20 protein-coding genes and 2 pseudogenes are annotated in these 21259 nt (G+C 62.8%); 8 read left to right on the top strand and 14 right to left on the bottom strand.

Translation table 11 applies throughout. The features are described 5' to 3' along the window. Positions 1-16: 16 nt before the first annotated feature. From cysW to ACPDZI_RS02375, 4 genes are all read right to left on the bottom strand, one after another. A complete protein-coding gene (gene cysW / locus ACPDZI_RS02390) occupies positions 17-913 on the bottom strand; it encodes a sulfate ABC transporter permease subunit CysW (protein WP_017408972.1) in 897 nt (298 codons plus the stop codon). Further along, positions 910-1749 (bottom strand): sulfate ABC transporter permease subunit CysT, encoded by an 840-nt coding sequence (gene cysT / locus ACPDZI_RS02385; protein WP_005308571.1) that lies wholly within the window; start codon positions 1747-1749, stop codon positions 910-912. The genes cysW and cysT overlap by 4 nt, the downstream gene beginning before the upstream one ends. Positions 1750-2028: 279 nt before the next feature. Next, positions 2029-2604, bottom strand: coding sequence for an RBBP9/YdeN family alpha/beta hydrolase (locus ACPDZI_RS02380; RefSeq protein WP_011704572.1), 576 nt, complete (start codon positions 2602-2604; stop codon positions 2029-2031). 56 nt (positions 2605-2660) lie between these two features. Further along, complete coding sequence (locus ACPDZI_RS02375) at positions 2661-3662, bottom strand: sulfate ABC transporter substrate-binding protein (protein ID WP_438833938.1); 1002 nt, start codon at positions 3660-3662, stop codon at positions 2661-2663. A gap of 209 nt (positions 3663-3871) precedes the next feature. Between ACPDZI_RS02375 and ACPDZI_RS02370 the strand changes: the two genes are divergently transcribed. The 5 genes and pseudogenes from ACPDZI_RS02370 to ACPDZI_RS02350 all read left to right on the top strand — a co-directional run bounded on the left by ACPDZI_RS02370 (position 3872) and on the right by ACPDZI_RS02350 (position 7129). Beyond that, positions 3872-5134 carry an MgtC/SapB family protein gene (locus ACPDZI_RS02370; protein WP_146061734.1) on the top strand — a complete coding sequence of 421 codons (1263 nt, stop codon included), beginning with the start codon at positions 3872-3874 and terminating at the stop codon, positions 5132-5134. An 80-nt stretch (positions 5135-5214) separates the two neighbouring features. Continuing rightward, a pseudogene (locus tag ACPDZI_RS02365) lies at positions 5215-5806 on the top strand (sugar O-acetyltransferase). Next, positions 5803-6145, top strand: a pseudogene (locus ACPDZI_RS02360) (DUF1294 domain-containing protein). Before ACPDZI_RS02365 ends, ACPDZI_RS02360 begins: the two co-directional pseudogenes overlap by 4 nt. Positions 6146-6253: 108 nt before the next feature. Next, on the top strand, positions 6254-6466 hold the full coding sequence (locus ACPDZI_RS02355; RefSeq protein ID WP_438833937.1) for a hypothetical protein: 213 nt from the start codon (positions 6254-6256) through the stop codon (positions 6464-6466). A gap of 201 nt (positions 6467-6667) precedes the next feature. Beyond that, positions 6668-7129: a hypothetical protein gene (locus ACPDZI_RS02350; protein ID WP_263680535.1), complete on the top strand. Its 462-nt coding sequence runs from the start codon at positions 6668-6670 to the stop codon at positions 7127-7129. Between the two features lie 72 nt (positions 7130-7201). On the opposite strand, the gene ACPDZI_RS02345 is transcribed toward ACPDZI_RS02350, so the two are convergent. The 4 genes from ACPDZI_RS02345 to ACPDZI_RS02330 all read right to left on the bottom strand — a co-directional run bounded on the left by ACPDZI_RS02345 (position 7202) and on the right by ACPDZI_RS02330 (position 9305). Further along, a complete protein-coding gene (locus ACPDZI_RS02345) occupies positions 7202-7837 on the bottom strand; it encodes an FMN-binding negative transcriptional regulator (RefSeq protein ID WP_408755940.1) in 636 nt (211 codons plus the stop codon). Between the two features lie 237 nt (positions 7838-8074). Beyond that, positions 8075-8599, bottom strand: a complete 525-nt coding sequence (locus ACPDZI_RS02340; protein WP_438833936.1) for a DUF4865 family protein — start codon at positions 8597-8599, stop codon at positions 8075-8077. Next, positions 8596-8988: a tautomerase family protein gene (locus tag ACPDZI_RS02335; protein ID WP_408755938.1), complete on the bottom strand. Its 393-nt coding sequence runs from the start codon at positions 8986-8988 to the stop codon at positions 8596-8598. The genes ACPDZI_RS02340 and ACPDZI_RS02335 overlap by 4 nt, the downstream gene beginning before the upstream one ends. Continuing rightward, positions 8979-9305, bottom strand: a complete 327-nt coding sequence (locus ACPDZI_RS02330; RefSeq protein WP_408755937.1) for a carboxymuconolactone decarboxylase family protein — start codon at positions 9303-9305, stop codon at positions 8979-8981. The genes ACPDZI_RS02335 and ACPDZI_RS02330 overlap by 10 nt, the downstream gene beginning before the upstream one ends. Positions 9306-9401: 96 nt before the next feature. On the opposite strand from ACPDZI_RS02330, the gene ACPDZI_RS02325 reads away from it, so the two are divergent. Beyond that, a complete protein-coding gene (locus ACPDZI_RS02325; RefSeq protein WP_408755936.1) occupies positions 9402-10295 on the top strand; it encodes a LysR substrate-binding domain-containing protein in 894 nt (297 codons plus the stop codon). Positions 10296-10402: 107 nt separating this feature from the next. Here the strand turns inward: ACPDZI_RS02325 and argH are convergent, their stop codons facing one another. From argH to argC, 5 genes are all read right to left on the bottom strand, one after another. Then, the gene (gene argH, locus ACPDZI_RS02320; protein WP_408755935.1) at positions 10403-11788 is read right to left on the bottom strand and encodes an argininosuccinate lyase; all 1386 of its coding nucleotides are present in this window, start codon (positions 11786-11788) and stop codon (positions 10403-10405) included. A 424-nt stretch (positions 11789-12212) separates the two neighbouring features. Then, positions 12213-13448: an argininosuccinate synthase gene (locus ACPDZI_RS02315; protein WP_016349361.1), complete on the bottom strand. Its 1236-nt coding sequence runs from the start codon at positions 13446-13448 to the stop codon at positions 12213-12215. A gap of 54 nt (positions 13449-13502) precedes the next feature. Continuing rightward, a complete protein-coding gene (locus ACPDZI_RS02310) occupies positions 13503-14414 on the bottom strand; it encodes an ornithine carbamoyltransferase (RefSeq protein WP_171282074.1) in 912 nt (303 codons plus the stop codon). 25 nt (positions 14415-14439) lie between these two features. Further along, on the bottom strand, positions 14440-15219 hold the full coding sequence (gene argB / locus ACPDZI_RS02305) for an acetylglutamate kinase (protein ID WP_438833935.1): 780 nt from the start codon (positions 15217-15219) through the stop codon (positions 14440-14442). A gap of 23 nt (positions 15220-15242) precedes the next feature. Next, positions 15243-16250: an N-acetyl-gamma-glutamyl-phosphate reductase gene (gene argC, locus ACPDZI_RS02300; protein ID WP_438833934.1), complete on the bottom strand. Its 1008-nt coding sequence runs from the start codon at positions 16248-16250 to the stop codon at positions 15243-15245. Positions 16251-16518: 268 nt separating this feature from the next. Between argC and argE the strand changes: the two genes are divergently transcribed. Continuing rightward, a complete protein-coding gene (gene argE, locus ACPDZI_RS02295) occupies positions 16519-17664 on the top strand; it encodes an acetylornithine deacetylase (RefSeq protein WP_323934129.1) in 1146 nt (381 codons plus the stop codon). A 215-nt stretch (positions 17665-17879) separates the two neighbouring features. Then, a complete protein-coding gene (gene ppc, locus ACPDZI_RS02290) occupies positions 17880-20513 on the top strand; it encodes a phosphoenolpyruvate carboxylase (RefSeq protein WP_017408960.1) in 2634 nt (877 codons plus the stop codon). A 142-nt stretch (positions 20514-20655) separates the two neighbouring features. Here the strand turns inward: ppc and ACPDZI_RS02285 are convergent, their stop codons facing one another. Next, positions 20656-21249 (bottom strand): hypothetical protein, encoded by a 594-nt coding sequence (locus ACPDZI_RS02285; RefSeq protein WP_438833933.1) that lies wholly within the window; start codon positions 21247-21249, stop codon positions 20656-20658. Between the last annotated feature and the right edge of the window lie 10 nt (positions 21250-21259).

Genomic DNA, 21259 nt, shown 5'->3' with positions numbered 1-21259 from the left:
CTCTTGAATTCAGTGATCAGTGAGAGTGTGTGGGCTGGGCACGCAGCCGGGCCAGCAGGGTTTCCCCCAGCAGGGTGAAGATCCCGAACAGGGCCAACAGGCTGGCCACCGCGAAGGCGGCGCCGGTCTGGTACTCGTTGTAGAGGATCTCGATGTGCAGCGGCAGGGTGTTGGTCTGGCCGCGAATGTGGCCGGAAACTACCGACACCGCGCCAAACTCCCCCACCGCCCGGGCGGTACAGAGCAGCAGGCCGTACATCAGGCTCCAGCGGATGCCGGGTAGAGTTACTCGCCAGAACATCTGCAGGCCGCTCGCCCCCAGCATGATGGCCGCCTCTTCCTCTTCCGGGCCACGCGCCTCCATCTGGGGCAGCAGCTCGCGCACCACGAATGGCACGGTGATGAAGGTGGTGGCCAGGATGATGCCTGGGGTGGCGAAGATCACCTTGATGTCGTGCTCGCTCAGCCATTCGCCGAACCAGCCGCGACTGCCGAACATCAGCACGAACATCAGCCCTGCGATCACCGGTGACACCGAGAACGGCAGATCGATGATGGTGATCAGCAGCTGCCGGCCCGGGAAGCGGAAGCGGGCGATAGCCCAGGCTGCGGCGACCCCGAACAGCAGGTTGAGGGGCACCGAGCAGAGGGTCACCAAGGCGGTGAGGCCGAGGGCACTGAGGGCGTCCGGCTCGCTGATGGCGTGCCAGAAGAAGGCCAAACCAGGGCTCAGCGCCTGGATGAAGACGGTGGCCAGCGGCAGCAGCAGCAGGGCGGCAAACCAGCCGAGGCCGACCGTGATCAGCAGCCACTTGACCCAGACCGGCTCGCGGATGACGGGGGGCTGGCGCACCGAGGTGGTCGGTGCCGCCTCGCCCGTTGCCAGCGCCAGGCTTGCGTTGGATGCGTTCATATCCGGCTCCCTCCGATACGGGCCCAGCTCCAGGCCTGCAACTTGTTGATAAGCAGTAACAAAATGAAAGAGATCAGCAGCATGACCACGGCGATGGCGGAGGCGCCGGCGTAGTCGTACTCCTCCAGGTGGCTCATGATCATCAGCGGCGCAATTTCCGACACCATCGGCAGGTTGCCGGCGATGAAAATGACGGAGCCGTACTCCCCTACCGCCCGCGCGAAGGCGAGGGCAAAGCCGGTCAGCAGGGCAGGTACCAGGGTCGGCCACAGCACCCGGATGAAGGTCTGCCAGCGATCGGCGCCCAGGCTGGCGGCGGCCTCCTCCTGCTCGGTCTCGGCTTCCCGCAGCACCGGCTGCAGGGTGCGCACCACGAACGGCAGCCCGATGAAGGTGAGCGCAATCACCACACCGATGGGGTTGTAGGCAAGCTCGATGCCAAACGGGGCGACCCACTGCCCGATCCAGCCATTGGGGGCGAAGATGGCGCACAGGGCGATGCCGGAGACGGCGGTGGGCATGGCGAACGGCAGGTCGATCAGGGCATCCACCAGTCGACGACCGGGGAAGGTGTAGCGCACCAGCACCCAGGCCAGGATCAGGCCGAACAGGGCGTTGAGCAGCGCCGCCACCAGGGCGGCCCCGAAGCTCAGACGAAAGGAGGCGAGCACCCGGGGGGAACCTATCACCTGCCAGAACTCGGCCAGGGTCAGATTGTTCACCGCGAACAGCACCAGCGCCGAAAGTGGCAGCAGCACCAGCACGCCCAGATAGAGCAGGCTGAAGCCGAGGGTCGGGCCGAAGCCCGGCAGCACGGAGTAAGAACCAAATCGCATAACGCATCCGTTTGTTATGAAAAACATTAGATAGAGCGATTCTGCGCATTCCTGTTTGGGGCAACAAACACCAATAACGCCTTTGCTAAGCACTTTTTTGTCTAACAGCGGCGGACAAGGCTTTTAGAGCCATAAAATGAAAAAAAGGTCTTTTATATAAATAAAAGACCTAAAAATGGAGCGTCGTGCAATGTACCAAGCTATCCAAATCAGACTGTCGTGGTGTCGGGTGCCTGCCCTCCTTCTCTGTTCCAAACCTGTGTGATCAACGCTCGCGGCTCAGCGAAAACTCAAAGCCGCCCGCCGCTCCCACACCGCCGGCGTCGGCTCCACCACCATCTCGGCCCGCCGATAGAGGGTGCCGAGCAGGTTGAGCCCCTGGTTCCACTCGCCGTGGCCGGACTGGGCATTGATGTGGCCCACCTCGCCGGCATCGAACAGCGGCACCTGCCACTGGCGGCTCCAGTACTCGGCCCGCTCAAAGCTCATCCAGGGATCATTGCGGCTGGCCACCAGCTGGGCCGACACCTTGAGCGACCCTGCCAGCAGCTCGTCTGGCAAGCCGAAGCGGGCCGGATCCGCCGGGGCCACGATGAACAGCGAGGCCACCTTGTCGGGCTGCTGGCGCGCCGCCGTGATGGCCGCCAGCGCCCCGAAGGAGTGAGCCACCAGGTGAGCCCGGCCGCGCCGGCTGCGCAGCTTGCTCGCCAGCTTGGCGCTCCAGACCGTGAGGTCAGGCCTATCCCACGGCAACCCCACCATCCGCTGCCAGTGGGGGAAGTATTGGTGCCAGCGGCTCTGCCAGTGATCCGGCCCACTGTTGTGCAGACCGGGAACCAGGAGGATCTTGTTCATCTTGGTGCTCCTATCAGCTGGCACAGGGGCCAGTTAAGTTGGCGATGGCCGGCCGCTTAGCGACCCGGCTGGTAGATCTGGTCAAACAGGGCGCCCTGGGCGAAGTGCTTCTTTTGCGCCTTGTCCCAATCCCCTTCCAGATCCTTGACGGTGAACAGCGCCAGTTGCGGGAACTGGGCCGCGGTCTCCTTCTGGATCGCCGGGTTGCTGGGGCGATAGTGATATTTGGCGATGATGCGCTGCCCCTCGTCGGAGTAGAGGTAGTCGAGGTAAGCCTTGGCGACCGCCTCGGTGCCGTGCTTCTTGGCCACCTTGTCCACTACCGCCACCGGCGGTTCGGCCAGGATGGAGATCGACGGCACCACCAGCTCGAACTTGTCGCTATTGCCGGGCTGACCGAGCACCAGCAGGGCTTCGTTCTCCCAGGCCAGCAGCACGTCACCGAGGCCGCGCTCGATGAAACTGGTCGTGGCGCCGCGGGCGCCGGAGTCCAGCACCTTCACGTTCTTGTAGAGATCGCCGACGAACTGCTTGGCCCCCTCCTCGCTGCCGCTCTTCTTCAGGGCATAGCCCCAGGCAGCCAGATAGTTCCAGCGCGCCCCGCCTGAGGTCTTGGGGTTGGGAGTGACGATGGCCACGTCCTTGCGTACCAGATCATCCCAATCCTTGATCTGCTTGGGATTGTCCTTGCGCACCAGGAACACGATGGTGGAGGTGTAGGGCGCTGCATTGTTGGCAAGCCGGCTCTGCCAGTCGGCGGCGGTCAGCCCCTGCTTGGCCACGGCATCGACGTCGTAGGCCAGCGCCAGCGACACCACGTCCGCCTCCAGCCCGTCCACCACGGCGCGCGCCTGCTTGCCGGAGCCGCCATGGGACTGGCTGACCACCACGTCGTCGCCGGTCTTCGCCTTCCACTCCTTGGCAAAGGCGCCGTTGTACTCCTGGAACAGTTCGCGGGTCGGATCGTAGGAGACGTTGAGCAGGCGGATCTCGGCGGCATTGGCCTGACCGAGGGCCAGCAGGGAGAGCAGGGTCAGGGCGGTCATTCGCAGTTTCATGGGGATACTCCATATCTCGTTGGGTTGAATGCAGCATGCCGCGGGCTTGTTATGCCGAGAACCAAGAAATAACGCTTTGCTTATCTCATTTGCTCATATCAGGAGGCCATAGGCGCCATTCGCGCACTCTGTGAGCCAGGCCGCGCTGGCCCGCTGCCGGCTGTGCCATCATGGAAACAAGGCAGGCAGATGACGAAAAGGAAGTCGTTATGTGGATCAATGCAGAACCCGTCAATGGCGCCCTGGTGTCGCTGGCCATCGGCCTCATCATCGGACTGGAGCGCGGCTGGCAGGTGCGCCAGCTGGGGGACAACCAACGCATCGCCGGGATGCGGACCTACGGCCTCATCGGCCTGCTCGGCGGGGTCTGCGCCCTGCTGCTGCCCACCCTGGGCCCCTGGCTGCCGCTGCTCGGCCTGCTGGCGGTGGTGACGGGTTGCGGCCTCTCGGTCTGGCTGGCCCAGCGCTGGCAGGGGGAGTTCGGTCTCACCAGCTCGGTGGCCATGCTGCTCACCTATCTGCTGGGGCTGATGTCGGTGCTGCTGAGCCCGAGCGAGGCGGTGGCCTGCGCCGTGCTGGCGGCCCTGCTGATGGGGCTCAAGGGCAAGATCCAGCAGGGGATGCTGTTTCTGAGCGAGACCGAATTTCACGCCACCCTGCGCTTTTTGCTCATCTCGCTGGTGCTGTTGCCGGTGCTGCCCAACGAGGAGATGGGGCCGCTCGATGCCTTCAACCCCTTCAAGATCTGGCTGATGGTGGTGGTGATCGCCGGCATCTCGTTCTGCGGCCACTTCGCGGTACGCCTGCTCGGCACCCGCGCCGGGCTGGTGCTCACCAGCATACTGGCGGGGCTTGCCTCCTCCACCGCCCTCACCCTGCAGTTTGCCCGCCTCAACAAGGAGCAGGGCGGGCTGGAGCGACTGCTGGCCACCGGCATCTTGCTGGCGGGGGCAACCATGTGGCTGCGGCTGCTGGTGCTGGTACTGCTCATTCACAGCGAGCTGGCGATGCGCCTGGCGGCGCCCCTGCTGCTGCTGGCGGCTACCGTCTACGGCTTTGCCTTCTGGTTCTGGCGCCAACGCGAGGAGCTGCCCGACGGCCCGGTGCAACCGGAAACCAGCAACCCGCTCGATCTGGCCACCGCCATCAAGTTCGGCCTGCTGCTGGCGCTGATCGGCTTTATGGCAACTCTGCTGCAAGACAAGGTAGGCAACTCCGGGGTCTACCTGCTGTCGCTGGTCTCCGGCATCACCGACGTGGACGCCATCACCTTGTCGCTCTCCCAGCTCTCCCACAAGGAGCTGGCGCTGGAGGTGGCGGCCCGCGGCATCCTGCTGGCCGGGCTGGTCAACTCGTTGGTGAAGGGGCTGCTGGCCCTGGGGATCGGCGGTCGCCGGCTGGGGCTGCGGGTGCTGCTGCCCTACTTCGTCTCGGCCCTGCTGATCCTGCCGCTGATCTGGCCCGGCGCCTGAGGTTGCAGCAAGTGACAGCCTGACGCCACCAAAGTGCTCGCGTATACTGGCTCCTCTTGGCACATGAGAGGAGCTGTAGCATGGCAAGCGATTGGGACAAGGTACTGGCGGGCGGCGCCCTGGACAGCCAGAGCGAGGAGATAGCGAACGACCGGATCCGCGGTCAGGCGCTGCTGGCACAACTCAACGCCTCTCCGGCCGGTGACGAAGCCCTGCGCCAGCGCCTGTGCGGCGAGCTGTTCGGCCACTGCCCCGACTCCTGCTGGATCAGCACGCCCTTCACCTGCGAATTCGGCCGCAACATCCACATCGGCGAGAAGACCTTCTTCAACTTCAACATCACCATTCTCGACGTGGGCGAGGTGCATATAGGCAGCCATGTGCTGCTGGCCCCCAACGTGCAGATCTACACCGCCACCCACACCATGGACTATCTGGAGCGACGCAACTGGACCGCCTACAACAAGCCGGTGCGGATTGGCGATGACTGCTGGATTGGCGGCGGCGCCATCATCTGCCCCGGCGTCACCATAGGGCCGCGCTCCATCATAGGTGCCGGCGCCGTGGTCACCCGCGACATCCCGGCCCGACTCGGTGGCGGTGGGCAACCCGGCGCGCGTGATCCGCAGCCTGAGCCCGGACGCCCCCCGTGGCTGGGAGCTGGCCCTGTGATCTGGCTCGCCCTGCTTCCCCTGCTGTGGACCGCCTGGCTCGGCCTGGCCGACACCAACTGGTGGCCCCTCGCCATCGTCACCACCATGAGCCTGCTGACGGTGCTGGCTTACGCCCACGACAAGCGCCAGGCCATTCGCGGTGGCTGGCGCATCCCCGAATCCCGGCTCCACCTGCTGGAACTGTTCGGTGGCTGGCCTGGCGCCCTGGTGGCCCGTCACTGGTTGCGCCACAAGACCCAGAAGGGGAGCTATCGCAGGGTGTTCTGGTTCATCGTGCTGCTGCACCTGACCCTGTGGGGGCTCTGGCTCGGCCCGTCCGCTCTGGCAGACGATCTGACGCGGGTCGCAGTGCCCGATTGCCGGCCATTGCAGCCGGCAATCGGGTATGAGACAACAGAAGGCAATCAGGCTGTTTTCTCGTTTGTTCATCGGCAAGGAGTCACTCATGACCATGTGGACCGGTATCGTGCTGATCGTCTTCATCAGCGCACTGTTCGGTTTTCTCAGCAAGCGGGCCCGCTACCGGCTGGGGGATATTCGCATCACCGACCGCCTCGGCAAACAGGACGTGCTCATCAACCAGCTACAGGAGCGCATCGCCAATCTGGAGGCCATCGTCATCGAGGAGGAGAAGCGCCGCCCGTTCAAGGAGCTCTGATCCGGCAAGCCGGGCGGCAAACCGGCCAGCCCCCGGGCTGCAAGGGTTTGCCGCCGTTCCCCTCCCGCGCTCACCCGCCTCCTGCCAGGTAAAAACTAAATTCACAGCAGGATCAGTCCCCTGCCATTTTCAGGCTGAATTTTCGCCAAGCTGGCCCATTCCCTGCTCCGTCATGACATCAGTCGTACGGAGAGTGACATCATGATCGCCATCAGCACCCTGCTTCCCCTCGCCTCCCTTGCCCTCAAGCTCGGCAGCAAGCTGCTCGGCGATGGTACGCCACAGGCCAAGGCCGAGACTCCCGTGCAGGAAGAGCGGCTCGCCCCCACGGTGCAGAGCCTGTTCCAGCGGCTGGGCATCAAGGATGCCGACAGCGAGCAGAACCGCCCTGCCATCAACCACTTCATGGGGGCGCTGATGCAGACCCTGGGCCAGGAAGCCTCGGGCCAGTCGCTGCCCCAGGCCATCGACGCCGCCCGCACCCAGCTGGCCGACGGCACCCAGAGCACTCGCCTCGATGCGCTGCAGAGCGAACTCGACGCCCTCAAAGGCTCCCTTGGCAACAGCGACCTCAACCTCGATCAGCTGCTCTACGCCTTCAAGCAGACCCTGCCCAACGGCAAGGGGGAAGGTGTCGGCAAACTGCTCAATGCCAGCGCGTGAACGGGAGTGGAACCATGGAAAACGGCAACCATTAGGTTGCCGTTTTTGTCGGGCAGCGCCCTGGGTGCCACGCTAGGGCTGTGAAGGGGGCGGGTTCAGCATGGCGCCGGCCAGCGCGGTCTGCCCGCGATCCTGCAAGGTATTGGCCGCTCCCAGGCGATCCGCCGCCTCCTTGTTCTGACCCAGCTTGAACTTGCCGACCAGCCGCTCAACCTCGATCTCTATGCCCACCACAGCCTGCACCATGGTCTCAAGATAGTCTCTCGGTGCATCCGCCATCTTCCAGGGAATGGACTCTCCCGCCTCGTGGGTACGGGTCAGGGTCGCGAGCAAGCGACGCACGAAGCGGGCATCGTCCCTCACCCGGATACGGCCATGGGCGTGCACCACGGCATAGTTCCAGGTGGGCACCTGCTGGTGATGCACCTGCTTGCCCGGATACCAGTTGGGGGAGATGTAGCCGTCGGCGGCTCTGAAGATCACCAGCACTTCATCGCCGTCTTTCACCTCCTGCCAAAGCGGGTTGTTGCGGGCCACATGGGCCCGCAGCACACCGTGGGCCCCCTGCGCCCCATCGAACTCGAACGGCAGGTGGTTGGCATCCAACCCCCCTTCACCACAGGTGATCAGGGCCCCCAGAGGGTGCGCCTGCATCAGCTGGTGCAGCGCCTCGGGGTCGGTAACGGCGAAATGGGGTGGCAGGTACATGGGAACTCCTTGATCCGGTTGACGCGTCCATACGCATTGCAGCGGGATCATGCCCTGCCCGGCACGGGCCGTCACCCTGAATGTGCCCCCCACTGAGCCAGTTCATTGCAGCAGGTGAACGCAATTCCACATCATCATCCACAAGCGCGATATAACACCCTATGTTCACGATGCGAATATCACTTTCACAGCCCAAGTGAATGGGAAAATAACATCAATGACAAAGATAATTCCGCTTTACACCCCTCCCCCCTTCGCCAGATAGCCAATACGGTAGATCTCGCCCCCGCCAGGCAAGGGCGATGAGAGGGACGGGAGTAAATCCGCCTCCAGCCATTCCCATCGGGTGAGATCCCAGCCGCTCACCATGGCCTCGCCGTGCAGGCCGGCCAGCTGGTCGTGGGAAGCGACCTTGGTGCGCCGCAGCCTGGCCATGCAAGCCCCGTCGAGGGAGGCCGGATCCGGCGCCCGCAGCAGATGCCAGGTCTCGATGCAGGGCCAGCCGAAATGCCGGGTGAGCGCCGCGAATCCCTCGCTTGCCAGGAATCGGTGCATCGCCTCGGCGCTGTGCCACACATAGAAGGGGGCATAGCGGTTCTCCTGCCCCGGCAGGGCCCCATCGTCCTGACGGCTGTAGAGATAGGCCTTGAACAACAGACCGGGAAAGCCGTCCAGTCTGGCGCCATTGCTGGCGATCCGCTGCTCGATCAGCGCCATGTCGTAGTCTGCGGGCAGGGTGAATCGGTAGTGCATGGCGATCATGAGGCCACCTCCTGTCTGAACATCCGGCCCTGGCCGAAACTCCACGCCTCGGCATCGGTCTGCTGGATCACCACCATGAGGTTGTCGGGATGGATCCCAAGCTCGGCCTCAAGGCGCTCGGCGAGACGTGCATAAAGCCGCTCCCTGGTCGCGGTGCTGCGCACCTTGCCCGCCAGGATCTGGAAGAGGATGAAACCTTGGTCCCGGCGGCCGGTCTGGTAATGGGGGTCATAGATGAGCGCACTGGCAGGCAAGATCTCGAGGATCTGGAATTTATCCTTCGGCGGCACCTCGAACACCTCCACCAGGATCTGGTGGTAGAGGGCGCTGAGTTGCTGCAGGTGTCCGTCGCTCATCCCCTCGCACAGGGTGATACGGGTCAGCGGCATGGGGTCACCTCCTCGCGGGGGGGCAGATAACCCACGGCTGTCACTGCGGCGGGCAAACCGGCGTAGAAGGCAAGATGGGTGAACAGCTCTTCCAGCTCATCCCGGGACAGGCCGTTTTGCCGGGCGAATGCAATATGCCAGGGCAGTTGTTGCACCCGGCCCAGTGACGCCAGGATGGCCAGGGTGATCAGGCTGCGCTCGCGTGCCGAGAGGGTGGAGCGCTGCCAGATATCGCCAAATAGCGTCTCTTCCGCCAGTCGGGCGAGTCGGGGGGCAAGCTGCGCCAGGGTGGCGCGATCGGGAACATCGGGTGTCATGGCAATCTCCTTGGTGGATGAAGCCACTCTCCCTCACTGCTACAATTTAAAAAATCGAAATATTCAAGACCAATCATCCCGATTATAAGGATAGTTATGTCACCCCTTCCCTCTAGCCTGGATCTCGATGCCCTGCGCAGCTACGTGCTGGGGCTGGAGTGCGGCAGCTTTGCGCTGGCGGCGCAGCGGCTGTGCCGCTCCACCTCGGCGGTCAGCGCCCAGTTGAAAAAACTCGAACAGCAGTGCGGCACCGATCTGGTCATGAAGCAGGGACGTCACCTGGTGCCGACGGCCAGCGGTGAGCGCCTGCTGGGCTACGCCAAGCGGCTGCTGGAGCTCAATGACGAAGCCGTGCTCGCCCTCAAAGGGGAATTGCTGCAAGGGGAGATCCGGCTCGGGGTGCAGGAGGACTTCGGTGAATCTTTGCTCCCCGCCGTGCTGGGACCCCTCTGTCGCCAGCACCCGGCCCTGCGCATGACGACCCGCATCGATCGCAACGGGGCCCTGGTGCAGGGGATCAGGGAAGGCACCCTCGACATGGCTCTCGCCTGGCAGCCACAGGGAGAGCGGGAGGATCTTTCCCTCATCGAGGTGGTGCAACTGGCCTGGATTGCCCACCCCGAGTGGGACCCCGCCCCTTTGCTCGCGCGCGGGGAGCCCCTGCCCCTGGTGCTCTTCGATGCCCCCTGCCTGATGCGGGCACGGGCCATCCGCGCCCTCGACGATGCAGGGATCCCCTGGCGGATCGCCTTCACCAGCCAGAGCCTGGGTGGGATCTGGGCCGCCGTACAGGCCGGGCTCGGGATCACGGTGCGTTCCGCCATCGGCATGCCGGCCAGTCTCGCCACCCTCGGCGGCGTGCTGCCCTCACCGGGCACCCTGGGGGTGGTGCTACTCGCCGCCAGCCATGAAACCGACGAGGCCAGATGCCAGTTGCAACGACTGCTCACGGACGCCGTACATCATGCCAGCGCCGGACACAGGGGCTGAACAGCGCTTGGTCAACGCGCCCCACGGCACCGAGGTGTACCCATAAAAAAAACGGCAACCCTGAGGTTGCCGTTCTGCCTTCTAATTCCCATGGCAAGCCGGTTGGCTTAACCCGCCCGCTTGCTCAGCCAAGCTTCGGCGGCGGTAAGGGCCGCTTCTATCTGCTCGCGGGCGACACCGCCTTTGGCGACCCGCTTGGCCAGGGTCGCTTCCAGCTCCAGATTGGGGTAGACGTCGAACTCGATCACCGGGCTAAAGCGCTGGAACTCGCCGATGGTCAGCTCTTCCAGCGGCTTCTTCACCTGGATCGCGTAGACCACGGTCTCGCCGACGATATGGTGCGCCTCACGGAACGGAATCCCCTTGGCCACCAGATAGTCCGCCAGCTCGGTAGCGTTGGCGTAGCCGCCCTGGGCCGCTGCCATGGTGCGCTCGCCATTGACCTTCAGATCGATCAGCACCAGCGCCGCCATGTCGAGGCAGTCGTGCCAGGTGTCGAGGGCATCGAACAGCCCCTCTTTGTCTTCCTGCATGTCCTTGTTGTAGGCCAGCGGCAGCGCCTTGAGGCTCATCAGCATGCCCATCTGGGCGCCGACCACCCGGCCGGTCTTGCCGCGAATGAGCTCCAGCGCATCCGGGTTCTTCTTCTGCGGCATCAGCGACGAGCCGGAAGTGACCGCATCGGAGAGCTCGACAAAGCCAGCCTCGCCGGTGTTGTAGAAGATGAGATCTTCGGCAAAGCGCGACAGGTGGGTCATGGACAGCGACGCCACGTGCATCAGCTCCACCACGTGATCCCGATCGGAGACCGAATCCAGACTGTTGCGGGTGGCGCCGGCAAAGCCCATGTCGAGCGCCAGGGCTTCGCGGTCGATGGCGTAGGCGGTGCCCGCCAGCGCGCCGCAGCCGAGCGGGCTGGTGTCGAGCCGCTTCAGCGCATCCTGCAGCCGGGAGTAATCCCGCTCCAGCATCTCCACATAGGCCAGTGCCCAGTGGGCGTAGGTGACCGGCTGGGCCCGCTGCAGGTGGGTGTAGCCGGGCAGCACGGCGGCCTGATTGGCACGGGCGGAGGCCACCAGCCCCTGTTGCAGGGCGGTGATGGAACCGAGCAGCAGCTCGCCCTGCGCCTTGCACCAGAGTTTCAGGTCGGTGGCGACCTGATCGTTGCGCGAGCGGCCAGTGTGCAGTTTCTTGCCTAAATCGCCGACGGCGGCGATGAGCTGGCTCTCGACCCAGGAGTGGATATCTTCGGCGTCCGAGCTCAGGATCTGCTGGAGATCCTGCTGCACCGAGGCGAGCAGCACTTCCATCGCCTGTTGCAGCTTGCCCTGCTCATCGGCGGTCAACACGCCCACCTTGACCAGCGCTTTGGCCCAGGCCATGGAGCCCTGAATATCCTGCTCCGCCAGCCGGTAATCGAACCGCAGCGAATCGTTGAACTGCTTGAACCGGCTATCGGCTCCCTGACTGAAGCGTCCACCCCAAAGTGCCATACTGCTCTCCTTGAATGCGTTGTCGGCGGCGCTTTGTGCCTGCCGTACTGGCGCAGCCCCTTGGCCTGCGCGCAAAAATCTTGCCCTGTATTTTTCTGCATAACAGTGCGGTAGTGAGCGACGCTGTTGCCGTTAAACATGTCACATCCAGCAACTGCGAACCGGTCCCCTCTCCCTCTGGGAGAGGGCTAGGGTGAGGGGAATGGCCAATGACCTCCCCCTCATCCCCAACCCTTCTCCCGCAAGGGGAGAAGGGGGCAAAGCACACCAAATAATTCGAAAACCTCCCCTGTTATCTCACAGAAGCGGCCGGGGCGCTGCCGCTCTTGTCACACCTGCCGATGATGGCTCAGGGGCCATGCCCTCTGCCTATAGAAGAGGGGGCCATGCCCCCTCAACGGAATCAACGGGTTATCGCGCTTGCTTAGCCGTGGGTGTGATCGCCACCGATGGCCTGATGCTGCTCCTTCATGGCGCGGATCCGGCTGGCCAGGGTGTAGAGACGGATGAAGCCTTCGGCATGGCTCTGGTCGTACACTTCGTCGGCGCCGAAGGTGGCGAAGTCTTCGGAGTAGAGGCTGTTCGGCGACTTCTTCTGCACCGCGGTGACCTGACCCTTGTACATCTTCAGCACCACTTCACCGTCGAGATCTTCGGCGATGGCGTTGGCAGAGGCGACGATGGCCTTGCACAGCGGGGTGAACCAGCGACCGTCATAGACCAAGTGGGAGAACTCGGCACCCAGCTTTTCCCGCCAGGCGCGGGTCGGGCGATCCAAGACCAGCTCTTCCACGGCGCGCAGTGCGGCGACCATCACGGTACCACCCGGGGTCTCGTAGCAGCCACGGGACTTCATGCCCACCATCCGGTTTTCGGTGATGTCGATGCGGCCCACGCCGTGCTTGCCGGCACGCTCGTTCAGGGTCATCAGGATCTGGTGCGGGCTGAGCGGCTGGTCGTCAACGGCCACCACTTCACCCTGGGCCACGGTCAGCTTGACGTACTCCGGCTGATCCGGTGCCTGCTCGGCGGGCACGGTCCACTGCCAGACCGCTTCGGACGGCTCGTTCCAGGTGCTCTCCAGCTCGCCACCCTCGGTGGAGATATGCCAGGCGTTGGCATCACGGCTGTAGATCTTCTTCAGGGTCGCCTTGCAGGGGATGTTGCGGGTCTCCAGGTAGGCCAGCAGATCTTCCCGGGAGCGCATGTCCCACAGACGCCAGGGGGCAATCACTTTCAGCTGGGGCGCCAGCGCGGCGACCGCACCTTCGAAACGCACCTGATCGTTGCCCTTGCCGGTGCAACCGTGGGAGATGGCATCGGCCCCTTCCGCCAGCGCGGCCTCGACCATCGCCTTGGCGATCACCGGACGGGCCATGGAGGTACCCAGCAGGTAGGTGCCCTCATAGACGGCGCCGGTCTTCAGGGTCGGGTAGACGTACTCTTTGACGAACTCTTCCCGCAGATCCTTGACGATGCACTTGGTGGCGCCGGAGGCGATGGCTTTTTGCTCGATCCCTTCCAGATCGTCACGCTCCTGACCGACGTCGGCGACGAAGGCGATGATCTCCGCATCATAGTTTTCCTTCAGCCAGGGAATGATGGCCGAGGTATCCAGTCCGCCCGAGTAAGCCAGTACGATCTTGTTGATTCCGCTCATTTACTTCTCTCCATGATGATTCGATAAAAGGGTGTTATTTGGGGTCGGTTGCCGTTATTTGTGCCCAAGCAGGGTCAGCAGTACGGCGTTCTGGATATGCATCCGGTTTTCTGCCTCGTCCATGATGAGGGAGCCAGGCCCGTCCATGACCTGAGAGGTGATCTCCAGCTCCCGGTGCGCCGGCTGGCAGTGCAGCACGTGCTGGATGCCGGTGCGGTCGAGCAGGGCCTGGTTGATCTGATAAGGCATAAAGATATCTTTTACCTGCTCCATTGGCGTGTTGTCACCCATGGAGACCCAGGTATCCGTGTAGGCCACGTCAAACCCTTCGATGGCCGCCACGTCGTCGCTGATGTGGATGGTCGCACCAGACTGGGCCGCCAGCGCCTGGGCCTGCAGGAAGATCTGGGTATCCGGGCCGTGGCCTTTCGGGCAGACCAGGGTCACGTCGGTACCCAGGGTCGCCCCCAGCAGCAGCAGGGAGTGGCTGACATTGTTGCCATCGCCGAGATAGGCCAGCTTCACCTTGGACAGATCGCCGTAGTGCTCGCTAATGGTCATAAAGTCGGCCAGCCCCTGACAGGGGTGGTAGAGGTTGCACAGACTGTTCACCACCGGCACTGTGCCGTGCTCGGCCAGCTCGACCAGAGTCTGGTGATCGAACACCCGGGCGACGATGGCATCACACCAGCGCGACAGGTTGGCGGCGAAATCCTTCACCGACTCCCGCTTGCCCAGCGCGCCGTTCTGCTGATCCAGATAGACGCTGTGGCCACCCAGCTTGGCGATGCCGATGTCGAAGGTGACCCGGGTACGCAGGGAGGGTTTCTCGAACAGGGTGACCACGCTCTTGCCGGCCAGTGCCTGGCCGTACTTTTTCGGATCGGCCTTGACCGCTTTGCCCAGGGCAATCAGCGCTTCAATCTGGGCTTTGTTCAGATCACTGTCTTTCAGAAGATGTTGCATCGGATATTCCTTGTTCCGGTGGAGATCAAATGGCTACCTGGGTGCCGACCGCGCCGCCAGCCAGCAGCTTGAGCAGCTGATCCGGGTAGCGCCAGCTGGCGACGCAGACCGGTTTTCCCAGGGTCTCGGCAGCGTGCAGGGCGGCTTTCACCTTGACCGCCATGCCGTCGCTGATCACCCCCTTCTCCATCAGATCCAGCGCGGTCACTTTGTCGAGCTGGGGCACCAGCTTGCCCTTGCCATCCAGGATGCCGCTCACATCCGACAGCATCACCAGGTCGGCGCCCAGTGCCTCGGCAATGGCGGTGGCCGCCTGATCCGCGTTGACGTTCATCAGCTGCCCCTCGGCGGTGATGCCGATGGAGCTCACCACCGGCAGGAAGCCCTGACCGAGGACCCCTGCCACCAGTGCCGGGTTGCCCGGCTTGCACTCGCCGACGGCACCGAGATCCGGGTCGAGCTGGGTCACCTGGCACAGACCGCCGTCCGCCAGACAGAGTCCCACCGCCGGGATGTCGGTGGCGATGGCCTTGGCCATCATCATCTTGTTGGCGGTACCGGCCAGCGCGCCAGCGATGAAGGGGATCTGCTCGAACGGGGTCACCCGCAGACCGTTCTTCTTGGTGGAGGTGAGCCCCAGCCCCTTGAGCAAGTCATCCACCAGGCAGCCGCCGCCGTGCACCAGCACCAGGGGTCTGTGCTGCTCGTCCAGAAAGGTCTTGAGGGTGGCAAACAGGGCGGTCAGCGCCTCGTCGTTTTCGATCAGTGCACCGCCCAACTTGATTACCAGAGTCTGCTTGTTCATCGTTGCGATCCTTCCTTGAGTCCTTAAATCAGGCCGGTGGCCGGTTCAAATCCGAATTTGATATTTATGCACTGCATGGCCTGGGAGGCGGCGCCCTTGAGCAGGTTGTCGATGGCGGATACCACCACCAGCATGTTGCCCTGCTGTTGCCAGGCAAGGTCGCAGTACGGGGTGCCCGCCACGCCACGGATGGAGGGCATCTGACCGGTGAGACGCACCAGCTGCTTGCCCTCGTAGGCCTTGAGGTAGGCCTGATCCACCTGGGTCGGCGTCACGCCATCCGCCAGTTGCACATAGATGGTGGCCAGAATGCCGCGCACATAGTTGCCAAGGTGGGGCTGGAACAGCACCTCCTTGCCGAGGTGGTGGCTGATCTCCGGCTGGTGCCTGTGGTTGAAGGTGCCGTAGGGGTTGAGGCTCACCTCGCAGAAGCTGGTGTTGATGGCCGCTTTGCGACCGGCACCGGAGACCCCGGAGACGGCGTTGATGATGGGCTGCCACCCCTTGGCGATGAGGCCGGCCTGCAGCAGCGGCTTGAGGGCGCACAGGGAGGCGGTCGGGTAGCAACCGGGCACGGCAATCAGCTGGGCCGCCTTGACCGCTTCGGCATTCCACTCGGCCAGGCCGTAGGCGGCCTGATCCAGCCACTGCTCGCTCTCGTGGGTGAAGCCGTAATAGGAGGCGTAGAACTGCTGATCTCTGACCCGGAAGGCACCGGAGAGATCGAACACCGGCAGACCCTTGGCGAGGAACTTCGGTGCAAGCTCGGCACTCACCTCGTGGGCGGTGGCCAGCAGCACCAGATCGGCCTGGGTCAGGATCCGGGTCATCCCATCCTCGTCCAGCGGCAGCAGCGGCTGGTCCAGCGCGCCGACCCACTGGGGATGCAGAGAAGAGAAACGCTTGTGGGCGTCCTGGCTGCCGGCGGAAACATAGAGGCCGAACAGCTTGAGTTGTGGATGGTTCTGGACCAGGGCGGCCAGTTCGGCTCCCGCGTAGCCACTGGCACCGACGATAACGGTGTTAAGCATGTTGAGTATTCCAAGTCAGAGTTCGAGATTCACAGCATGGTGCTGCGGTGCACAAGGAGGTTCGATGCCCCATGCACGAGTGCGGAGGGGCAATTCAGGCGGGTGTGTGTCGTCGGTTATAGATCAGGTGACAGAACATTAACTTTCCCTTACAACTAGAAGCCTTGTCGATGAGCCACGTATTCAGGCAAACTTACAGAATATTCATGCACTCACTTTGCATTTGTATTTTCTAACAGAAACATTCCGGGGAAGCAAGGAGGAGCAGGTGGCCAATCTGGATTTTTTTTCACTCTACAAGAATATTATTGCGATTCCGTCCATCAGCAGCACGGATCCCCGCTGGGATCAGAGCAATGAGGCGGTGATCCGGCTGCTGGCCGACTGGTTCGGTCAGCTCGGTTTCCAGTGCGAGGTGACCGCCCTGCCCGATCTGCCGGGCAAGTTCAATCTGGTGGCGACGATAGGCCAGGGTGAAGGGGGGCTGCTGCTGGCGGGCCACACCGATACGGTGCCGTTTGATGAGGGGGCCTGGCGCAAGGATCCCTTCAAGGTGACCGAAGAGGGCAACCGCCTCTATGGCCTCGGTACCATCGACATGAAGGGCTTCTTCGCTTTTATCGTCGAGGCGCTCAAGGAGATCGATCTCAAGACGCTCAGCAAACCGCTACGCATTCTGGCTACCGCCGATGAAGAAACTACCATGGCAGGGGCCCGTGCCATCGCCGCCGCAGCCGAGCTGAAACCCGACTACGCGGTGATTGGCGAGCCGACGGGGCTGGTGCCGGTGGTGGCCCACAAGGGGCACATGTCGGAAGCCATCCGCATTACCGGCAAGAGCGGTCACAGCTCGGATCCCGCCAACGGCGTCAACGCGCTGGAGATCATGCACCAGGCCATGGGCCAAGTGCTCAAGCTGCAGCACAGCCTGAAGGAGAAGTATGCCGACCACAGATTCGCCGTGCCGCAACCGACCCTGAACCTCGGCTACATCCAGGGGGGCGACAGCCCGAACCGCATCTGCGGTTGCTGCGAACTGCACATCGACATGCGCCCCACCCCGCAGGTGGGCCCCGACGAGCTGATGGGCATGCTGAAAGAGGCGCTCTCCCCCATCGAAATTCACCAGCCGGGCTGCCTGCACCTGCAGCACCTGCACGAGCCGATCCCCGCCTACGCCTGCGCCGATGACTCCGAGCTGGTGCGCGAGGCCGAGCGGGCGAGCGGCCGGGCCGCCGAATCCGTGAACTATTGCACCGAGGCTCCCTTTATCCAGCAGTTGGGATGCCAGACAATAGTGCTGGGGCCCGGCCACATCGCCCAGGCCCACCAGCCGGACGAATATCTGGATCTGTCGTTCGTCAAACCGACCACCAGCGTATTGCAGCACCTGATCCGCCGTTTCTGTCTCTGAATTGACGGGAATGTAAGTAAGTTACATGACATCGCACCTCGGGACAGGTGATGGAAATACATGTTCTGAATCGGCCTGTTATTTGACCTTGCGCAGACAATCTGGGTAGATTGTCACCCTAAGATGACGGAGCATATGTTGTAATCGCACAACAATAAGTGAGGTCGTCTCTCACCCCGGATGGGTGTCAGGCACCAACAAGATAAGGATGTGGAATGAACGAAAAGTACGCCGCACTACGCGCCAACGTAGGCATGCTGGGTCAACTACTGGGCAAGTCCATCAAGGATCATCAGGGACAGGCCTTCCTCGACAAGATCGAAACCATTCGCCAGCTGGCCAAATCCTCCCGCAAAGGCAATGAGACGGACCGGGAACGTCTGCTCGATACCCTGCGCAATCTGAGCGATGACGAGCTGCTGCCGGTGGCCCGCGCCTTCAGCCAGTTTCTCAACCTGGCCAACGTGGCCGAACAGTTCCACACCATCTCCCGTCGCTGCGAAGAGCAGGTCTGTACCCCGGATCCGCTCGAGCAGATGTTCGACAAGCTGAAAGCCTCCAATCTGTCGCAGGAAGCCATCATCCAGGCCGTGCGCGAGCTGGACATCGATCTGGTGCTGACCGCTCACCCCACCGAGGTGACCCGTCGCACCCTGATCCACAAGCACGTACAGCTCAACGACTGCCTCGAGGCGCTGGAACTCTCCGATCTGCTGCCCCGCGAGCGGGACAAGATCCTCAATCGCATCGAACAGCTGGTCAACCAGGCCTGGCACACCAACGAGATCCGCGAACAGCGCCCGACCCCAGTAGACGAGGCCAAGTGGGGCTTTGCCGTGGTGGAAAACAGCCTGTGGCCGGCCATCCCCGAATTCATGCGCAATCTGGACGAGCGGCTGCAACACCACCTGGGTGTGCGGCTGCCGCTGGATGCCGCGCCGGTCAAGTTCACCTCCTGGATGGGCGGCGACCGCGACGGCAACCCCTTCGTCACCGCCAAGGTGACCGCCGAAGTGCTGGAGCTGGGCCGCTGGATGGCGGTGAGCCTGTTCTACAAGGACATCAAGGAACTCACCTCCGAGCTCTCCATGTCCGACTGCACCGACGCCGTGCGCGAGCGGGTCGGCGATCACCCCGAACCTTACCGCGCCCTGGTACGCGAGCTGCGCGAACAGCTGCGCGAGACCCAGGAGTTCCTCACCGCCAAGGTACAGGGCCAGGCGAGCGAGAGCCGGGATCTGGTCAAGACCACCGCCCAGCTGCGCGAGCCGCTGGAGCTCTGCTACCACTCCCTGCACGCCTGCGGCATGGGCAACATCGCCGACGGCATGCTGCTGGACGTGCTGCGCAAGCTGGCCTGCTTCGGCATCCACCTGGTCAAGCTGGACATCCGCCAGGATGGCGAGCGCCACGGCCAAGTCTTCTCCGAGCTGACCCGCTACCTCGGCATGGGTGACTACGCCGAGTGGAGCGAAGATGACAAGCAAGCCTTCTTGCTGAGCGAACTCAACTCCCGCCGCCCGCTCATCCCGACCGACTGGGAGCCGAGCGACGAGACCCGCGAGACCCTGGATACCTGCAAGGTCATCGCCCAGCACGACCCCGACGCGTTCGGCATCTACATCATCTCCATGGCTGGCGCACCGTCCGACGTGCTGGCGGTGCAGCTGTTGCTCAAAGAGGCCGGCTGCAAGTTCCGCATGCCGGTCGCCCCGCTGTTCGAGACCCAGGAAGACCTGATGGCGGGCACCGCCGTGATGGAACGCCTGCTGTCGGTGGACTGGTATCGCGGCTACATCCAGGGCCGTCAGTACGTGATGATCGGCTACTCCGACTCCGCCAAGGACGCGGGCATGATGGCCGCCGGCTGGGCCCAGTACGCCGCCATGGAATCCTTGGTGGCGCTGGCCGAGGCCAACAACCTGCGCCTCACTCTGTTCCATGGCCGTGGCGGTACCGTCGGCCGTGGCGGCGCGCCTGCCCATCAGGCGATCCTGTCGCAACCGCCGGGATCCCTGCGCGGTGGCCTGCGGGTGACCGAACAGGGCGAGATGATCCGCTTCAAGTTCGGCCTGCCGAAAGTAGCCATCCAGAGCCTCAACCTCTACACCAGCGCCGTGCTGGAGGGGAACCTGCTGCCGCCGCCCAAACCCAAGGAGTGCTGGCGCGCCGTAATGGAGCAGCTGGCGTCAGTCTCCTGCGATCACTACCGCAGTATCGTGCGTGGTCATCCGGACTTCGTGCCCTACTTCCGCGCCGCCACCCCCGAGATGGAGCTCGGCAAGCTGCCGCTCGGTTCGCGCCCCTCCAAGCGCAAGCCCAACGGCGGGGTCGAGAGCCTGCGCGCCATCCCCTGGATCTTTGCCTGGACCCAGAACCGGCTGATGCTGCCGGCCTGGCTCGGTGCCCACAAGGGGCTGCAGCAAGCCATCGCCGACGGTCAGAAGGGCGTGCTGGAAGAGATGAGCCGTCAGTGGCCCTTCTTCCGCACCCGCCTCGAGATGCTGGAGATGGTGTTCCTCAAGGCTGACGTCTGGCTCGCCGAGTACTACGACACCCGACTGGTGCCCAAAGAGCTGTGGGGCCTCGGCAAACAGCTGCGTCAGGAGCTTGCCGATTCCATCCAGGTGGTGCTGGAGCTGCGCCCGCAGGGCGACTTGCTCGACGACCAGCCCTGGATCAAGGAGTCCATCAAGCTGCGCAACCCCTACACAGACCCGCTCAACGTGCTGCAGGTCGAGCTACTGGGCCGCTCGCGCAACCATGCCGAGACCCTGCATCCCGAGCTGGATCAGGCGCTGATGGTCACCATCGCCGGCATCGCAGCCGGTATGCGCAACACGGGTTGATGGCTGACAGGCTGCAACGCAAATAGAAAAAGGGCGCCAGATTGGCGCCCTTTTTCTATTTGGAACAAATGCCAAAGAGCCGTCAATGACGAGAAGATTGAGATAACAGCCCGTTTGTACATTCCTTCAATCTTATCTTCGGCTACCTATCAGATGATTCCGATAGCTCTTCACCAAGCAATAGGGACATGCCAGCATCGGAGCTCAAAAGCTGACATAGATAATTACGCCCCTCCTCAAATGCTTTCAACATGGCTCTAAACGCTAGGCGGTTTTCTTCAATCTTCACAGATATATGAGCCAAGTGGATTAATGCACTCTCACAATTCTCGTCTGAATTAAGTGGAAACGTTTCAAGGAAATGGTGCACCAATTCATTACGCATCCCAAGCAGATTCCGTAAACGCACACAATGCTCTTCGATATTACCTAATTCAAACTTAAAGCGGATATAAGGCAGACCAATTCCAGCATCCAGCTCAGGTTCATTTTTGCTTTCACCCATGCGATTTACAAATTCGCCAATCAGCTGTCCCAGCATTCTTAGGCTAAGCGCCTGTGCATCCAGCTTTCGATTATCTTCCAGCGTATCTATATTGCCCTCCATCTTCAGCACCGGGAGCACCCGCTTAAGCAAAAGTTCAAACTGCTGAAGATTGAGCAGACATCTCCCATAGAGCAATATCACTTGCTCTTTCTTCTCCTTGTTTACATCTGTATTTGCATTATCGTCCATGGAAAATATC

Origin of the sequence: Aeromonas oralensis, from assembly GCF_049665575.1 — a bacterium.
GTDB lineage: Bacteria > Pseudomonadota > Gammaproteobacteria > Enterobacterales > Aeromonadaceae > Aeromonas > Aeromonas hydrophila.
This window is presented reverse-complemented; position numbering and strand designations above follow the sequence as displayed.

Coding starts and splice junctions, on each gene's coding strand:
- cysW (WP_017408972.1), bottom strand. CDS start 913: ATGAACGCATCCAACGCAAGCCTGGCGCTGGCAACGGGCGAGGCGGCA.
- cysT (WP_005308571.1), bottom strand. CDS start 1,749: ATGCGATTTGGTTCTTACTCCGTGCTGCCGGGCTTCGGCCCGACCCTC.
- ACPDZI_RS02380 (WP_011704572.1), bottom strand. CDS start 2,604: ATGAACAAGATCCTCCTGGTTCCCGGTCTGCACAACAGTGGGCCGGAT.
- ACPDZI_RS02375 (WP_438833938.1), bottom strand. CDS start 3,662: ATGAAACTGCGAATGACCGCCCTGACCCTGCTCTCCCTGCTGGCCCTC.
- ACPDZI_RS02370 (WP_146061734.1), top strand. CDS start 3,872: ATGTGGATCAATGCAGAACCCGTCAATGGCGCCCTGGTGTCGCTGGCC.
- ACPDZI_RS02355 (WP_438833937.1), top strand. CDS start 6,254: ATGACCATGTGGACCGGTATCGTGCTGATCGTCTTCATCAGCGCACTG.
- ACPDZI_RS02350 (WP_263680535.1), top strand. CDS start 6,668: ATGATCGCCATCAGCACCCTGCTTCCCCTCGCCTCCCTTGCCCTCAAG.
- ACPDZI_RS02345 (WP_408755940.1), bottom strand. CDS start 7,837: ATGTACCTGCCACCCCATTTCGCCGTTACCGACCCCGAGGCGCTGCAC.
- ACPDZI_RS02340 (WP_438833936.1), bottom strand. CDS start 8,599: ATGATCGCCATGCACTACCGATTCACCCTGCCCGCAGACTACGACATG.
- ACPDZI_RS02335 (WP_408755938.1), bottom strand. CDS start 8,988: ATGCCGCTGACCCGTATCACCCTGTGCGAGGGGATGAGCGACGGACAC.
- ACPDZI_RS02330 (WP_408755937.1), bottom strand. CDS start 9,305: ATGACACCCGATGTTCCCGATCGCGCCACCCTGGCGCAGCTTGCCCCC.
- ACPDZI_RS02325 (WP_408755936.1), top strand. CDS start 9,402: ATGTCACCCCTTCCCTCTAGCCTGGATCTCGATGCCCTGCGCAGCTAC.
- argH (WP_408755935.1), bottom strand. CDS start 11,788: ATGGCACTTTGGGGTGGACGCTTCAGTCAGGGAGCCGATAGCCGGTTC.
- ACPDZI_RS02315 (WP_016349361.1), bottom strand. CDS start 13,448: ATGAGCGGAATCAACAAGATCGTACTGGCTTACTCGGGCGGACTGGAT.
- ACPDZI_RS02310 (WP_171282074.1), bottom strand. CDS start 14,414: ATGCAACATCTTCTGAAAGACAGTGATCTGAACAAAGCCCAGATTGAA.
- argB (WP_438833935.1), bottom strand. CDS start 15,219: ATGAACAAGCAGACTCTGGTAATCAAGTTGGGCGGTGCACTGATCGAA.
- argC (WP_438833934.1), bottom strand. CDS start 16,250: ATGCTTAACACCGTTATCGTCGGTGCCAGTGGCTACGCGGGAGCCGAA.
- ppc (WP_017408960.1), top strand. CDS start 17,880: ATGAACGAAAAGTACGCCGCACTACGCGCCAACGTAGGCATGCTGGGT.
- ACPDZI_RS02285 (WP_438833933.1), bottom strand. CDS start 21,249: ATGGACGATAATGCAAATACAGATGTAAACAAGGAGAAGAAAGAGCAA.